This is a genomic window from Acinetobacter sp. CIP 102136 (genome assembly GCF_000369685.1).
GTDB lineage: Bacteria > Pseudomonadota > Gammaproteobacteria > Pseudomonadales > Moraxellaceae > Acinetobacter > Acinetobacter fasciculus.
Genome location: NZ_KB850141.1, coordinates 200,949 through 215,800 on the forward strand (window position 1 = coordinate 200,949; position 14,852 = coordinate 215,800).

The 14,852-nt window shown below is 44.6% G+C and carries 16 protein-coding genes and 5 tRNA genes; all 21 read left to right on the top strand.

The features are described from left to right. The first annotated feature begins 2 nt into the window (after window positions 1–2). On the top strand, window positions 3–1,196 hold the full coding sequence (locus tag F893_RS03835) for a hypothetical protein (RefSeq protein WP_005250450.1): 1,194 nt from the start codon (window positions 3–5) through the stop codon (window positions 1,194–1,196). A gap of 8 nt (window positions 1,197–1,204) precedes the next feature. After that, on the top strand, window positions 1,205–1,633 hold the full coding sequence (locus F893_RS03840; protein WP_004729290.1) for an acyl-CoA thioesterase: 429 nt from the start codon (window positions 1,205–1,207) through the stop codon (window positions 1,631–1,633). A 141-nt stretch (window positions 1,634–1,774) separates the two neighbouring features. Beyond that, window positions 1,775–2,101, top strand: coding sequence for an H-NS histone family protein (locus tag F893_RS03845; protein ID WP_026055760.1), 327 nt, complete (start codon window positions 1,775–1,777; stop codon window positions 2,099–2,101). 182 nt (window positions 2,102–2,283) lie between these two features. After that, window positions 2,284–3,027: a type II secretion system protein N gene (gspN, locus tag F893_RS03850; protein ID WP_005250453.1), complete on the top strand. Its 744-nt coding sequence runs from the start codon at window positions 2,284–2,286 to the stop codon at window positions 3,025–3,027. After that, on the top strand, window positions 3,027–3,881 hold the full coding sequence (locus F893_RS03855; protein ID WP_005250460.1) for a type II secretion system protein N: 855 nt from the start codon (window positions 3,027–3,029) through the stop codon (window positions 3,879–3,881). The genes gspN and F893_RS03855 overlap by 1 nt, the downstream gene beginning before the upstream one ends. 38 nt (window positions 3,882–3,919) lie before the next feature. Continuing rightward, window positions 3,920–6,184 carry a type II secretion system secretin GspD gene (gspD, locus tag F893_RS03860; protein ID WP_005102817.1) on the top strand — a complete coding sequence of 755 codons (2,265 nt, stop codon included), beginning with the start codon at window positions 3,920–3,922 and terminating at the stop codon, window positions 6,182–6,184. 62 nt (window positions 6,185–6,246) lie between these two features. Then, the gene (locus F893_RS03865; RefSeq protein WP_004729299.1) at window positions 6,247–6,906 is read left to right on the top strand and encodes an FHA domain-containing protein; all 660 of its coding nucleotides are present in this window, start codon (window positions 6,247–6,249) and stop codon (window positions 6,904–6,906) included. A gap of 78 nt (window positions 6,907–6,984) precedes the next feature. Next, window positions 6,985–7,653 (top strand): phosphoglycolate phosphatase, encoded by a 669-nt coding sequence (locus F893_RS03870; protein ID WP_005102820.1) that lies wholly within the window; start codon window positions 6,985–6,987, stop codon window positions 7,651–7,653. Between the two features lie 108 nt (window positions 7,654–7,761). Continuing rightward, window positions 7,762–9,255 carry an anthranilate synthase component I gene (gene trpE, locus F893_RS03875; RefSeq protein ID WP_005102822.1) on the top strand — a complete coding sequence of 498 codons (1,494 nt, stop codon included), beginning with the start codon at window positions 7,762–7,764 and terminating at the stop codon, window positions 9,253–9,255. A gap of 98 nt (window positions 9,256–9,353) precedes the next feature. Next, a tRNA-Thr gene (locus tag F893_RS03880) sits at window positions 9,354–9,429 on the top strand. Between the two features lie 56 nt (window positions 9,430–9,485). Continuing rightward, a tRNA-Tyr gene (locus F893_RS03885) sits at window positions 9,486–9,569 on the top strand. Window positions 9,570–9,607: 38 nt separating this feature from the next. Further along, window positions 9,608–9,683, top strand: a tRNA-Gly gene (locus tag F893_RS03890). A 17-nt stretch (window positions 9,684–9,700) separates the two neighbouring features. Further along, window positions 9,701–9,775: transfer RNA gene (locus F893_RS03895), tRNA-Thr, on the top strand. A gap of 150 nt (window positions 9,776–9,925) precedes the next feature. After that, window positions 9,926–11,116 carry an elongation factor Tu gene (gene tuf / locus F893_RS03900; protein WP_004646112.1) on the top strand — a complete coding sequence of 397 codons (1,191 nt, stop codon included), beginning with the start codon at window positions 9,926–9,928 and terminating at the stop codon, window positions 11,114–11,116. A 52-nt stretch (window positions 11,117–11,168) separates the two neighbouring features. Continuing rightward, a tRNA-Trp gene (locus F893_RS03905) sits at window positions 11,169–11,244 on the top strand. A gap of 74 nt (window positions 11,245–11,318) precedes the next feature. Then, a complete protein-coding gene (secE, locus tag F893_RS03910; protein WP_004278617.1) occupies window positions 11,319–11,759 on the top strand; it encodes a preprotein translocase subunit SecE in 441 nt (146 codons plus the stop codon). Window positions 11,760–11,766: 7 nt separating this feature from the next. Continuing rightward, the gene (gene nusG / locus F893_RS03915) at window positions 11,767–12,300 is read left to right on the top strand and encodes a transcription termination/antitermination protein NusG (protein WP_004278615.1); all 534 of its coding nucleotides are present in this window, start codon (window positions 11,767–11,769) and stop codon (window positions 12,298–12,300) included. Window positions 12,301–12,419: 119 nt separating this feature from the next. Continuing rightward, window positions 12,420–12,848 (top strand): 50S ribosomal protein L11, encoded by a 429-nt coding sequence (gene rplK / locus F893_RS03920; protein ID WP_004278614.1) that lies wholly within the window; start codon window positions 12,420–12,422, stop codon window positions 12,846–12,848. Window positions 12,849–12,851: 3 nt separating this feature from the next. Then, window positions 12,852–13,547, top strand: a complete 696-nt coding sequence (rplA, locus tag F893_RS03925; protein WP_004278613.1) for a 50S ribosomal protein L1 — start codon at window positions 12,852–12,854, stop codon at window positions 13,545–13,547. A gap of 301 nt (window positions 13,548–13,848) precedes the next feature. Then, entirely contained in the window at window positions 13,849–14,355 is a 507-nt protein-coding gene (rplJ, locus tag F893_RS03930; protein ID WP_004278612.1) for a 50S ribosomal protein L10, read from the top strand. Between the two features lie 48 nt (window positions 14,356–14,403). Continuing rightward, the gene (rplL, locus tag F893_RS03935; protein ID WP_004278611.1) at window positions 14,404–14,769 is read left to right on the top strand and encodes a 50S ribosomal protein L7/L12; all 366 of its coding nucleotides are present in this window, start codon (window positions 14,404–14,406) and stop codon (window positions 14,767–14,769) included. The last annotated feature ends 83 nt before the right edge of the window (window positions 14,770–14,852 follow it).

Genomic DNA, 14,852 nt, shown 5'->3' on the forward strand with positions numbered 1-14,852 from the left:
TTATGAAACAGATTCTGCTGGCCTATTTATTTGTCTGCTTACTTGGCATTGCGGTGCTGAGTATCCTGAGTTATGGACATGGGGCTGGCTATGTCTATCTGTATTGGCGCGAGTGGCAGTTACAAACCACCCTCTGGTTTTTGGCCGCATCCTTGGTCAGTGTAAGTTTTTTGATGCATTGCATCTGGTATGCGATCAAGCAGTATCGCAGCCGTGAACAGCGTAAAACTGAAACAGTCTTTAGTTTTTCCCGCTTGCACCCTTATGAACAATTGGCAGTCATCTGGTTATTAAACGCTGCTCAGGATCAGCGGGATTTTATTCAGCAGTCTTTCACCAAGTCGGGTTTACTCAAGCATATTATTGATGCACGTTTATCTTGGGGACAACAGCAATATACCCATGCATTAACTGCTTTAAACCAATCCAATCCCATGGCATTTGAATTGGCAGAATTGCAACGGATTGAAATTTATTTATCACAACAGCAAGGTGAACAAGCACTTACCCATTTGGAGTTTTTAAATCAGCATGAATTATCACCTTGGTTAATGCAGGTTAAAACAGCCTATGAGCAGCGCCTTGTTGCATTATGGGGAGTATTTGCCATGCAGTTTCCCTGGTTATATTTACGCTCGACTCAATATGGGCATTTAGACCAAGAAGTAAAAAAATCATGGCTGGAACAATTATTACTGGCCTATGACCAAGCCACACAGGACGATTTATTTTATTTACAGCAACGTTATTTAGATTTAAAACCTCAGATATTTGATCGTGACTATTCGGTCAAATTATTATGGTTGAAATTATTATTTAGAATGCCAGAAATGAGTGCCGAGCATGAAGTGCTTGCGATTCATTTAATGGAACAGCAATTTAATCAGGATGTCTTTTATTTGTGGTTCCAGCAACAGTTATTGCGGCAAAATCCAGATTATGATGCGATTGCACAACAGATTTCGCACTGGGAAGCCAAATATCCGGCATTACCGATTTTAAGCTTTGCGAAATGGCATGTGTTGCAAGCTACAGGCTATACAGATCAAGCTCAGCAATTGCTCGACTTATATCCGGATGATATCCGGATGAGTTATTTAAGAATTAAAGCTGCCTTACAAGATCGGGAGGACTTGCTACAGCAGTTAAATGCAGTATTTGAATCGAATGTAAACTTTATAGAAATTAAGACTTGAGAATAATGATGTCAGAATTAAAACAATATCCAGTTATTTATGAACAAACAGTTGCATGGGGCGATATGGATGCCTTTGGACATGTCAATAATGCCATGTATTACCGTTATGTCGAAAGTGCACGTCTAGCTTATTTAACCCAATTAGAAATTCTCACTGAATCGGTATCTACCGTAGTGGCATCCAATCAGTGCCGTTATTTAAAACCCGTGGTTTTTCCTGATCATTTAAAAGTGGCAGCACGTATTGAAGAAATCCGTAATAGTGCAGTTAGAATGCAATATGTATTATGGAGTGAAAAACAGCAAAGTATTGTTGCTACTTCAGAAGCAGTTATTGTCTGTGTCGATAAAAAGACCATGCAGAAAACAGAAATTCCGGAACATATTCGCGAAAAAATCAAAGCACTTGAATTAAGCGTTCAACATGAAATTTAAAAATGAATGAAGCATTTTATTTTGTAATTTTTTTTAAACTTTATTGTTATTGCTTTAAGGTTTTATATTGAATGTTTTATTTAATATAAATATGATGGGTCTATTATTTAATAAAATGAATAATATTATTTTTCGGAGAGCATTATGCCAGATATTACGCATTTATCAGTAGAAGAGTTAAAACGTTTACAAGCAGAAGCAGAATCGCTGATTGCTTCAAAAAAAGATCAAGAAATTGAAGACGCTTATCAGCAAATCTTGGCAGTTGCTGAGAAAGTTGGTATGACGGTTGAACAGTTACTTGAATTTGGTGCATCTAAGCGTAAGAAATCGTCACGTAAGTCGGTTGAACCGCGTTACCGTAGCAAAAGCAATCCGGACGATACCTGGACTGGCCGTGGTAAACAGCCGCGCTGGTTGGTGGCTGAATTGGAAAAAGGCGCAAAGCTGGACGATTTCCTGATCTAAGCCTTCATTTGATCTGGTCATTAGGCTGTCATACAGACAGTCTATGATCATTAAACCAAGCATACCTGCTTGGTTTTTTTATATCTATGAATTGGCGTTGGCAGAAAAGTGTGCATAATGTGTGGGTATAAGGGGAAAATTATAAATGGGGATTTGGACTTGAGCGATTGGTCGTGGTGGGGATGAGCAGTAAACCGAAAACTTTAAGATGGTTGATCCTTGCTCTTGTTGCATTTTTTATTTTTGTCGTATTACAAGTGCCAGCAGCCTGGTTAATTTCAAAATTTTATAAAAATAACCAGACGTTGCATAATGTAAACGGAAATATCTGGCAGGGAAGTGCGGACTGGAAAAAAGGCAATCTTCGGGGCAGTCTGAACTGGAAAGTACGGCCGCTGGATTTGCTGTTGCTGCGAGTTGGAGCACATATGGATTTGCATAGTGGCAATACCCAGCTTTCCGGGATCATGGCCTATGGTCTGAATAAATCTTTAATTGTCAAAAATCTTGAAGGGCAGGTCGCGCCTGAAACCTTAAAAAAAGTTGCAGACTGGCAATGGCCGAGTACTGCGATTCAGTTTAAAGATCTGGATTTTAAATATAAAAAAGATCAGGGCTTTAGTCAGGTGGCCGGGCAAATGCAATGGGTGGGTGGTGAGCTGATTTATACCTTTGCCCAGCGTCAGGAACGCATGAATGTACCCGCCATGACTGGACAACTCGCAGATGAAAGCGGACAGCTGTTAATTGGTGTTCGGGATAGTCGCGATCAACGTATGCTGAATATCAAGCTTGATCCGAGTCTGATGCTGGATATCCAGCTCACCCAACGCTTTTTAATGAATGCGCCTTCCTATGAAGGTAAAGCCGGATTAGATACCTATGTGATCAGTACCCGCCAACCCTTAATGGGAGGCTTGAATTGATGACAGTTTCTCTGAATGATTTAAAAAATATTGAACTGAAACAGCTCAATCGTGCTGCACCTGTGGTTTTGTTACTGCTCATCCTGTATCTATGCTGGAAGCTGGCGGCTTTGTTCTGGTTGCTGATAGCTCCACCCCAGGCCATGCAGCTGGATCGGGTTGAACTGGGTTCGCAACAGCCGCAAATTCCGAATATCGGTGCATTTTCGCTGTTTCAGGAAGTTGGGCAGTCTGCGGGTGTGGTTGAAACCGCCAATATCATTTTACAAGGGGTGATGGTCGCCAGTCCAAGTTATAACTCTTCTGCGGTACTGAAAATCAATGATCAGGTCGATCGTTACCGTGTCGGGGAAATGTTGGCCAATAGCGGTTTTGAGTTGGCTGAAGTGCATTGGGATCGGGTTATTTTGCGTCGATCCACAGGTGCTACTCAGGAAATCTTATTCAAAGGTCTGGAAAATGGCTTGAATCAGCCGATTGTGCCGGAAACATCAGCATCTTCAAGTTCAATGCCTGCTATGCCTTCTAATAGTGGTATGCCTGAGCAGCCTTCGCCACAGAATGAAATTGGTCGGGCCATCCAGCAGATGCAGGAAAACAAAGACCAGTATTTACAGAATATGGGGGTGAGTGCAGCAGATGGTAGTTATGAAGTGACTTCACGGACGCCGGCTGCACTGCGTAATCGCCTGGGTTTAAGACCGGGCGACCGGATTTTGTCTTTAAATGGCCAGACGCTGAGCCAGGGACAGACCGAAGCACAATTACTGGAACAGGCCCGACGTGAAGGTCAGGTCAAACTCGAAATAAAACGTGGTGATCAGGTGATGACCATACAACAAGATTTGAAGTGATGTGTCATCACGCATAGGGTTAGGAAACACGAAAGTTTATGGCTTTATTTAATAATAATCGATCAGCATGGGCATTCTGTGTGGCCGCACCGTTAATGGCTATGGTCAGTACGGCGAGTTATGCACAAACCTGGAAAATCAACCTTCGAGATGCTGACTTAACTGCATTCATTAATGAAGTGGCCGATATTACCGGCAAAAACTTCGCAGTCGATCCGCGGGTACGTGGCAACGTGACGGTCATCTCCAATAAAGCCCTGAATAAAAATGAAGTCTATGACCTGTTTTTAGGCGTACTGAATGTCAATGGTGTGGTGGCGATTCCTTCGGGTAACACCATCAAGCTGGTTCCGGACAGCAATGTCAAAAGCTCAGGCATTCCCTATGATGCCAGAAGCCGTGCCAGTGGTGACCAGATTGTGACCCGAGTGTTGTGGCTGGAAAATACCAATCCGAATGACTTGATTCCTGCATTACGTCCTTTAATGCCGCAGTTTGCCCATTTGGCGGCGGTGCCGGGTACGAATGCCTTAATTGTGTCGGATCGTGCCAGCAATATTTACCAGCTGGAAACCATTATTCGTAATCTGGATGGCACCGGTCAAAATGATATTGAAGCGGTCAGTTTACAATCCAGTCAGGCCGAAGAAATGATTGGACTGATCGAGTCCATGACTGCCACCGGTGGAGCTAAAGATGTCCGCGGTTCACGGGTGCGGGTGATTGCAGATACTCGTACCAACCGGATCATCATCAAAGGTGATCCCACGACGCGCAAACGGGTGCGTCAAGTGATCGAAACTCTGGATGTGCCGGCTGCGGATCGTTTGGGCGGTTTAAAAGTTTTTCGTCTGAAATATGCCAGTGCCAAAAATCTTGCGGAAATCTTGCAGGGGCTGGTGAGCGGGCAGGCGGTGAACAGTAGTAATTCAAATTCAGGTAGCACAACCTCGACCTCGTCTTCACTCAGTTCCAGCAGCAATTTAAATAACAACAATACCAGTACGGGTTCGAGTAGCAACACCTCTTCAGGCATTCAGCTGAATACCGGCATGAATAATGAGCAGGGCGGAATTACCAGTTTTAATGGTAATGGCGTCAGTATTATTGCCGATACCACGCAAAATTCTCTGGTGGTGAAAGCGGATCCACAACTGATGCGAGAAATTGAATCAGCAATTGACCAGCTGGATATCCGTCGTCAACAGGTGCTGATCGAAGCCGCGATTATTGAAGTGGAAGGAACCGATGCGGATCAACTCGGTGTGCAATGGGCCTTGGGTGATATCAGCAGTGGGATTGGGCTGGTGAACTTCGATAATTTTGGGACTAGTCTGAAAAATATTGCGGCCGGTTATCTCACCGGTGGTGGTGCAGGTGCTGCAAGTGCCGTGGGCGCGGGCAGTTCACTGGTACTCGGTGATTATCGTGAAGGCAGTGATGGTTCCCGTCGTCTGTATGGTGCGATGATTCAGGCACTCAAAGAAACCACTAAATCCAACCTGTTGTCTACGCCGTCGATTGTGACCATGGATAATGAAGAAGCTTATATTGTGGTGGGTGAAAACGTACCTTTTGTGACAGGCTCAGTGTCTACAGGTGCTGCTGGAGTTGCTAATCCCTATACCACCATTGAACGCAAGGATGTCGGGGTCACTTTAAAGGTGGTCCCGCATATTGGCGAAGATGGTACGGTACGCCTGGAAGTGGAACAGGAAGTTTCTGATGTCAAGGCCAGTAAAGGGCAGGCACAGGATCTGGTCACCAGCAAGCGAGCGATCAAAACCTCAATTCTGGCCGAACATGGACAAACCATTGTCCTTGGTGGTTTGATCTCAGATAACACCAGTTATGGGCGTCAGGCTGTACCTGGTCTGGGTGCGATTCCAGGCTTGGGACGTTTATTCCGTTCAGAAGGTAAGTCCAATCAGAAGCGTAACCTGCTGATTTTTATCCATCCAACCATTGTAGGCGATAAAAATGCAGTGCGTAAACTGACCCAACAACGCTATAGTCAGCTATATAGTCTGCAACTCGCACTCGATTCGGACGGGAACTTTGCCAAGCTGCCAGAAAGTGTTGAAGATGTGTATCAACAGCGAATTCCAGTATCCAGAACGCCATTGCAAAACTCGACTTATCAAACTGTGCCGACCGCACCCGTTCAGGCGCAGCCAGCCAATGTAGTTGTTACGCCGGTAGCGATAGAACCAGTGATTCAGCGACAAGTGGTAGAACCCGTCCAACAGGTAGAAAAAAGTAAAAATACCGTTACAACAACCACACTTAGACCCAAAAGCTAAGTCATTCGCATTTGCAGACAGCATGTTATGATAATGTCAAAGAGAACAGAGAAGTAACTTTCATGACTTGGAAAATACACGCGATTACAGGCGACTTAACAGGACAGGAAATTAGCATTGACCGTGACATGCTGGTGGGGCGTCATCAGGCGGCAGATATCGTGTTACAGGCTGCGGAAATCTCCCGTAAACATGCGGCATTTTTACTAAAGGATGATGCGCTCTGGGTGCAGGATTTGGGTTCATCGAATGGCACTTTCGTCAATGATGTGCAGATTGCGCAAGAAACCTTATTAAAGCAGGATGACATTGTTCAGTTTGCCAGCTTGAAATTTTCAGTAATGGCGCCTGCGGCTGCAGTAGAGGTTCCAGCAGAAATTGAAGCAACGGCAGAAAAAGTCGTGGAACAGGTCGAAGTCGCTGAGCCTACACCTGCACAGCAAATGAATGATCAGGGAATGCCGGAACTGAAACATCGTGATGCTACGGTACAATTAACCCGTGATGGCATGCCAACCAATGTCGGTATTCCAAAACCGGCACCTATTCCGGAAGGCGTGGACATTAATGCGGTAAAACCAGAGCCTACCCCAATTCCGGTTGAGCAGCCTGTATCACGTGTAGAACAGGAAAAAGAAACCCAGAAAAATGTATCTGTAGGTTTGATTTCAGTGATTGTGCTGATTATTTTGGCAATTATGGCTTGGTTATTGTTCAAATAAGCTGATGATTGGTTACAATCAAGGCATGCATAGCGCATGCCTTTTTTGTGGCTGCGCACATTATAAAAGAGGGTCGGGATGTCTATTGCACAATTAGAAAAGCGTGAACTGATCTTGTTTGATCTGGATGGTACCTTGGTGGATTCAGCACATGATCTGTATCGCGCCATGAATATGAGCCTGAATGTGCTGCAATTGCCTCTGGTAACTGAAGAGCAGGTACGGACCTGGATAGGTAAGGGCACGTCGATATTCTGTGAAAGTGTACTCCAGCATCTGGTGGGTGAAGTCACACCGGCACAGCATCAGGAACTCTTAACGACTTTTCTGGATATCTATAATGTCGATCCCTGCGTCGATACCGTTCCTTTTCCGGGAATCCTGAAATTTCTGGACTGGGCTAAAGCCCAAGGTAAAACCCTGATTTGTGTGACCAATAAGCCTGAACTTCCTGCCCGCAGTATCTTAGATACCTTGGATATGGCTCATTATTTTGCCGATACCATTGGTGGTGACCGTTTTACTGAACGTAAACCGCACCCACGCCAGTTGCTGCACTGTGTTGAACATTATGGCGTAAGTAAAGAACAGGTTTTGCTTATTGGAGATTCTTCCAATGATGTCGAAGCTGCGCGCCGCGCCGGGATTGATTGTGTTGTAGTCAGCTATGGCTATAATCATGGTGAAAATATTGCAGATTGTCAGCCACAGCAGATTGTGGATGATCTTAGAGAATTACTTGCCTAATACGCGTACTAAGGAAAGAAAATGAATAGTTGTAAGGTTTTTCGATGGCGTCGCTCAGTTCAATTCTATTTACATACTGAGTAACCCTAATTTAAAGAGAAAAACCGCATGACCACTCAAGCACAATTCCAGCAACTTGCTGCGCAAGGCTATAACCTCATTCCTGTTTATCGTCAGCGTCTGGCAGATACCGATACACCACTTTCTATTTTTGCTCGGCTTAAACAGCATCAGCAGGCTTATTTATTCGAGTCTGTAGAAGGTGGTGAGAACTGGGCACGCTATTCGATTATTGGACTAGGTGAATCCACGGTATTTTCCTGCAATGCAGGCGAGTTGACGGTACAGCACGCAGATGATTCGATTGAAAAGCAGCACTGTGCGGACCCATTTCAATATATTCGCGACTTTCAGGCGCAATTTAAGGTGCCAACCCAGGCAGAATTACCGGACCTACCGAGTTTTACTGGTGGATTAGTCGGTTACTTTGGTTATGACGCGGTGCGTTATATCGAACCGAAATTAAAAAATGTGCCGGAAGCGGATCCGGTCGGCTTGCCAGATATCTGGATGATGCTCTCTAAAACAGTGATTGTCTTTGATAACCTGAAAGATACCTTGTTCTTAATTGTACATGCGGATGCCACTGCCCCGGGTTCTTATGAAAAAGCACATGAACAATTAAATGAATTGGAAAATATTCTGGCCACGCCCATCAGCCTTAAAGCTGAAAAACATACGCCGCCACATTTTGAGTCCCTCACCGGACATGACAACTTCATTGCTTCGGTGGAAAAGGTCAAAGAGTATATTCGTGCTGGAGATGTAATGCAGGTCGTACCCGGGCACCGGATGGTGTCTGACTTCGACGGTGACCCGCTACAGGTGTATCGTGCGCTGCGTCATCTCAATCCATCGCCGTATTTGTTCCTGGTGCAAGGGCAGACCTTGGAAAATAACACGCCATTCCATATTGTCGGTTCCTCTCCTGAAATTCTGTCCCGTCTGGAAAATGGTATTGCCACAGTTCGTCCATTAGCGGGAACCCGTCCACGTGGCAAAACCAAAGAAGAAGATCTGGCACTTGAGCAGGACTTACTCTCTGACGAAAAAGAAATTGCTGAACATGTCATGCTGATTGATCTGGGACGTAATGATGTGGGACGCATTGCAAAAATTGGCAAAGTGCAGGTAACTGATCAAATGGTGATCGAACGTTATTCACATGTGATGCATATTGTCTCCAATGTGCAGGGTGAAGTACGTGATGATGTCGATGCTCTGGACGTTTTTAAGGCAACTTTCCCCGCAGGCACACTTTCAGGCGCGCCAAAAATCCGTGCCATGGAAATTATTGATGAAGTTGAGCCGGTAAAACGTGGAATTTTCGGTGGCGCTGTTGGTTATTTAGGCTGGCATGGCGAAATGGACATGTCGATTGCGATTCGTACCTGTGTCATTCGCGAAAATAAGGTCTATGTTCAGGCTGGAGCAGGGTTAGTTGCCGACTCAAATCCTGAATCTGAGTGGAATGAAACCCAAATAAAAGCTCGCGCAGTGATCAAAGCGGTTGAATTATCATCAAATGGTTTGATTTTATGAGTTTTTGAGGTTTTTTTTGAAAAAAACACTTGCAAGGATTCTGAGTTTTGCTAAACTGCACACCGTTCCGATACGAAACGTACGAAACACTAAGAAACGCCGGCATAGCTCAGTTGGTAGAGCAACTGACTTGTAATCAGTAGGTCCACAGTTCGAATCCGTGTGCCGGCACCATCTTAGAGGTTTGGTAGTGTGAAGTAATGAACAGCACTGATGTAAGTGTAAAAAATGGTGAGGTTCCCGAGCGGTCAAAGGGGGCGGACTGTAACTCCGCTACGAAAGTTTCGAAGGTTCGAATCCTTCCCTCACCACCAATTTTAAGACTTCAATAAGTGGTTTGTACCAACATCGTGCGGGAGTAGCTCAGTTGGTAGAGCGGTAGCCTTCCAAGCTACATGTCGCGAGTTCGACCCTCGTCTCCCGCTCCATTGAAGTACTAATATTTGCTCTTATAGCTCAGTGGTAGAGCACTCCCTTGGTAAGGGAGAGGTCTCGAGTTCAAATCTCGATAAGAGCTCCAGATTACAGTTTAGCAACTCTGTTGCAAAGAAATTCCAAAAGCAGGCTATTTAGTCTGCTTTTCAAGTATTTGGTGTTCGGTTTTTTTAAACGATATGTCGGAGCTGGGTTTTACTCAGAATTGTGTTCGACGTAAACGAGGAAGATTAACATGGCTAAGGCTAAGTTTGAACGTAATAAGCCACACGTTAACGTGGGCACAATTGGTCACGTTGACCATGGTAAAACAACTTTAACAGCTGCAATTGCAACTGTATGTGCGAAGAAATTCGGTGGCGAAGCGAAAGACTACGCTGCAATCGACTCTGCACCAGAAGAAAAAGCACGTGGTATTACAATTAATACTTCACACGTAGAATACGATTCTCCAACTCGTCACTACGCTCACGTAGACTGCCCGGGCCACGCCGATTATGTTAAAAACATGATTACTGGTGCTGCTCAGATGGATGGTGCGATCCTTGTATGTGCTGCGACTGATGGTCCTATGCCACAGACTCGTGAACACATCCTGCTTTCTCGTCAGGTAGGTGTACCTTACATCGTTGTATTCTTGAACAAATGCGACCTTGTAGACGACGAAGAGCTTCTTGAACTAGTTGAAATGGAAGTTCGTGAACTTCTTTCTACTTACGACTTCCCGGGTGATGACACTCCAGTGATCCGTGGTTCTGCTCTTCTTGCGCTTAACGGTGATGACAGCCAATACGGCGAGCCAGCTGTAGTTGCGCTTGTTGAAGCACTTGACTCTTACATTCCAGAGCCAGAGCGTGCAATTGACCTTCCATTCCTTATGCCAATTGAAGACGTATTCTCAATCTCTGGTCGTGGTACAGTAGTAACTGGCCGTGTAGAGACTGGTATCGTTAAAGTAGGTGAGTCTGTAGAAATCGTTGGTATCCGTGATACTCAAACTACTACAGTAACTGGCGTAGAAATGTTCCGTAAACTTCTTGACGAAGGTCGTGCGGGCGAGAACTGTGGTGTTCTTCTTCGTGGTACTAAGCGTGAAGACGTACAACGTGGTCAAGTATTGACTAAACCAGGTGCGATCAAGCCACACACTAAATTCGATGCAGAAGTATACGTACTTTCTAAAGAAGAGGGTGGTCGTCACACTCCATTCCTTAACGGTTACCGTCCACAGTTCTACTTCCGTACTACGGACGTAACTGGTGCGATCGCGCTTAAAGAAGGCGTGGAAATGGTTATGCCTGGTGACAACGTTGAGATGTCAGTAGAGCTAATCCACCCAATCGCAATGGACCCAGGTCTACGTTTTGCGATCCGTGAAGGCGGTCGTACAGTGGGTGCTGGTGTAGTTGCTAAAGTAACTGCATAATCATAGAATAAGACAAGCAGGTTGGAGCTTAGGCTCCAACTTGTTGTTTTGCAGGTCAGTAGTTCAATTGGTAGAGCGTCGGTCTCCAAAACCGAATGTTGGGGGTTCGAGTCCCTCCTGACCTGCCAAGTTTCTAAAAAGACGCTTGATGTCGGCAAAATTGGTCATATAATAAGTCGCGAAACCTACGACGAGTACAAAAATGTCGAATGAAAAATCACGCGACGCATTAGGCGAAGCGGCAATTCCTCAAAGAAATAATCCTGCAGTAGATGTAAGTTCTGGTTCTCCATTAGACATGGTTCTATGGGTTATCGCCTTGATTTTATTGGTTGGTGCAATGATGGTAAACCAATATTTACCAGCGTACTGGGCACCTGCGAATGATATTTGGGTGCGCGTTGGGGTGATTTTGGCTTGTATCGTTGCAGCATTCGGTTTATTATACGCCACCCATCAAGGCAAAGGCTTTATTCGTCTGCTGAAAGATGCACGAATTGAGTTGCGTCGAGTGACCTGGCCTACCAAGCAAGAGACGATGTCCACATCTTGGCAAGTTCTTGTTGTAGTCGTAATTGCATCCATCTTATTGTGGTGTTTTGACTATATTTTAGGCTGGTTAATGAAGTTTATTATCGGGTAAGAGAGCTATGAAACGTTGGTACATTATTCATGCCTATTCAGGTTATGAAAAACAAGTGATGCGTTCGCTTAATGATCGAATCCAGCGTAGCGCTGTTGCCGATAGCTTTGGTGAAGTCCTTGTTCCTACCGAAGAAGTGGTAGAAATGAAGGATGGCAAGAAGCGTAAATCAGAGCGTAAGTTCTTTCCTGGCTATGTCCTAGTCGAAATGGAAATGAACGATGATACTTGGCACATTGTTAAAGAATGTCCAAAAGTTTTAGGTTTTATTGGTGGTACGGCTGAAAAACCGGCACCGATTACGCAAAAAGAAGCAGATGCGATTCTTGCGCGTGTACGCAATACTGGCGAAGCACCTCGTCCTAAGACGATGTTTGAACCAGGCGAAGAATTACTCGTGGTTGACGGGCCATTCACCGACTTTAAAGGTGTGGTGGAAGAAGTTCAGTACGAAAAGTCGCGTTTAACGCTGACCATTAATGTATTTAACCGACCAACTCAAGTTGAATTGGAATTTCGTCAAGTCGAAAAATCAGTCTAATTTGTATGGGTTGAAAACGCCTGACTTATTTATAAGTCAGGCATTGTTGTTGTAACGGTATCGTTACTTGAAATCATTGGGGAGCCTTCACCGGCGTTTGCACCCAGAGGTAATTTGAAATGGCTAAGAAGATTGACGGCTATATCAAGCTGCAAGTTCCAGCTGGTAAAGCGAATCCATCTCCACCGATTGGTCCTGCACTAGGTCAACGTGGTGTGAACATCATGGCATTCTGTAAAGAATTCAATGCTGCGACACAAAAAGTTGAAGCTGGTCTGCCAATTCCAGTCGTGATCACTGTGTACAACGACAAGTCGTTCACATTCATCATGAAAACTCCACCTGCTGCTGTTCTTCTTAAGAAAGCTGCTGGTATCCAGAAGGGTTCAGCTGTACCTAACAAAACTAAAGTTGGTAAGTTGACTCGTGCTCAAATCGAAGAAATCGCGACTACTAAAGAACCAGATTTGACTGGTGCTGATTTAGACGCACGTGTACGTACCATTGCTGGTTCTGCGCGTTCTATGGGCTTGGAAGTGGAGCTTTAAGACATGGCTAAATTAACTAAACGTCAAAAAGCGATCGTAGCTGCTGTAGAAGCGCACAAAGTTTACACGCTAGAAGAAGCTGTTGCAGTTTTAGAGAGCCTTCCAGCTCCTAAATTCAAAGAATCTCTAGATATCGCGGTAAACCTAGGTGTTGATCCTCGTAAATCTGACCAAGTTGTTCGTGGCGCGACTACACTTCCTGCAGGTACTGGTAAAACTGTACGTGTAGCTGTATTCGCTCAAGGCGCTGCTGCTGAAGCTGCTAAAGCTGAAGGCGCAGACGTTGTTGGTTTCGACGATCTTGCTGAAAGCATCCAAGCGGGTAACCTTGACTTTGACGTAGTAATTGCTGCTCCAGATGCAATGCGCGTTGTAGGTAAACTTGGTACGATCCTTGGTCCACGTGGCTTAATGCCAAACCCTAAAGTGGGTACTGTAACTCCTGACGTTGCTACTGCAGTTAAAAATGCAAAAGCTGGTCAAGCACGTTACCGCGTAGACAAAGCTGGTATTATCCATGCTGCGATCGGTCAAGTAGGTTTTGAAGCTGCTGCTGTTCGTCAAAACGTTGAAGCACTTGTTGCTGACTTGAAACGTTTGAAACCTGCTACGTCTAAAGGCGTATACATTCAAAAGATCACTTTGAGCTCAACTATGGGTCCTGGTTTGATCGTTGATGTAGCAAACGTTTCTAAATAAGTCTCGACTTATTACAGAATTTTAAAGCCCTGAGTAAGTTTTAAAGCGCTGCTTTAAAACTTACGCAAGAAACGCTCCGTCGTATTTTGCAAACTTAGGCAAACTTTGAATTGATAAATGAAAATTTATCAGCGTCAAAGACCGCGGGCGAGGGGAGTTTTATGCTTCTCTCTTAATAGCCCAGCCTGCGTAGACGCGGTGGTGTGATTTGTTCATCCTCCGCGTGTGAGTCCAGTGATGGTCTTGCGAATTGGGAGTGTACTTCGCGTAAGTACATAAATCACCGTTAGGAGGTTTTACAATGGCTCTTCTTATCGAAGGCAAAAAACAGATCGTAGCTGAAGTAGCTGAAGTTGCTTCTACTGCATTTGCTGCTGTTGTTGCTGACTACCAAGGTTTGACTGTAGAGCAGTTAACTACTCTACGTGTTGAAGCGCGTAAACTTGGTGTTACTACACGTATCGTTCGTAACACTTTGGCTAAACGTGCTCTTCAAGATACTCAATTCAATATCTTGAACGACAACCTTGTTGGCCCAACAATCTTAGCTTTCTCGAATTCTGAAGACGACATGGGTGCTGCTGCACGTTTGTTCGAAGAATTCGCTAAAACTAATAAAGCATTTGAACTTAAAGCTGCTGCATTTGATGGCAAACTTTATCAAGGTGCAGAAGTTAGCGTAATCGCGAATCTTCCGAACCAAGAGAAAGCGCTTACTATGCTTGCAAACGTTCTTCAAGCTCCTATTTCGAAATTGGGCCGCTTACTTACAGCGCTTCAAGAGAAAAACGAGTCAGAAGCTGCTTAAGCTCAAACTTAAACACACATCATTCAATACCCATTTGGAGTTAATCTCATGGCTTTAACAAACGAAGAAATCCTAAACGCAGTTGCTGAAAAAACTGTTCTTGAACTTGTTGAACTTATCTCTGCTTTCGAAGAGAAATTCAATGTATCTGCTGCTGCTGTAGCTGTTGCTGCTGGTCCAGCTGCTGCTGCTGCTGAAGAACAAACTGAATTCAATGTTGAATTGACTTCTTTCGGCGCGAACAAAGTTGCTGTAATTAAAGCAGTTCGTGAAGCGACTGGCCTTGGCTTGAAAGAAGCTAAAGACATGGTTGAAGGCGCTCCTGCAGTTCTTAAAGAAGGCGTTTCTAAAGAAGAAGGCGAAGAGCTTAAGAAGAAACTTGAAGAAGCTGGTGCTACAGTTACTCTTAAGTAATTTCTTAAGGGAGCCGGTTTTTTTATAATCGGCTCCAAAAATTGGCTGATGGCTCTTGGGTCATCAGCCTTTTTGCGTTACAA

Excerpts from the sequence above, each read along its gene's own strand:
- nusG (WP_004278615.1), top strand. The coding sequence starts at position 11,767 with ATGAAACGTTGGTACATTATTCATGCCTATTCAGGTTATGAAAAACAA.
- trpE (WP_005102822.1), top strand. The coding sequence starts at position 7,762 with ATGACCACTCAAGCACAATTCCAGCAACTTGCTGCGCAAGGCTATAAC.
- gspN (WP_005250453.1), top strand. The coding sequence starts at position 2,284 with ATGAGCAGTAAACCGAAAACTTTAAGATGGTTGATCCTTGCTCTTGTT.
- F893_RS03855 (WP_005250460.1), top strand. The coding sequence starts at position 3,027 with ATGACAGTTTCTCTGAATGATTTAAAAAATATTGAACTGAAACAGCTC.
- secE (WP_004278617.1), top strand. The coding sequence starts at position 11,319 with ATGTCGAATGAAAAATCACGCGACGCATTAGGCGAAGCGGCAATTCCT.
- F893_RS03840 (WP_004729290.1), top strand. The coding sequence starts at position 1,205 with ATGTCAGAATTAAAACAATATCCAGTTATTTATGAACAAACAGTTGCA.
- F893_RS03870 (WP_005102820.1), top strand. The coding sequence starts at position 6,985 with ATGTCTATTGCACAATTAGAAAAGCGTGAACTGATCTTGTTTGATCTG.
- rplK (WP_004278614.1), top strand. The coding sequence starts at position 12,420 with ATGGCTAAGAAGATTGACGGCTATATCAAGCTGCAAGTTCCAGCTGGT.
- gspD (WP_005102817.1), top strand. The coding sequence starts at position 3,920 with ATGGCTTTATTTAATAATAATCGATCAGCATGGGCATTCTGTGTGGCC.
- rplA (WP_004278613.1), top strand. The coding sequence starts at position 12,852 with ATGGCTAAATTAACTAAACGTCAAAAAGCGATCGTAGCTGCTGTAGAA.
- F893_RS03865 (WP_004729299.1), top strand. The coding sequence starts at position 6,247 with ATGACTTGGAAAATACACGCGATTACAGGCGACTTAACAGGACAGGAA.
- tuf (WP_004646112.1), top strand. The coding sequence starts at position 9,926 with ATGGCTAAGGCTAAGTTTGAACGTAATAAGCCACACGTTAACGTGGGC.
- rplJ (WP_004278612.1), top strand. The coding sequence starts at position 13,849 with ATGGCTCTTCTTATCGAAGGCAAAAAACAGATCGTAGCTGAAGTAGCT.
- rplL (WP_004278611.1), top strand. The coding sequence starts at position 14,404 with ATGGCTTTAACAAACGAAGAAATCCTAAACGCAGTTGCTGAAAAAACT.
- F893_RS03835 (WP_005250450.1), top strand. The coding sequence starts at position 3 with ATGAAACAGATTCTGCTGGCCTATTTATTTGTCTGCTTACTTGGCATT.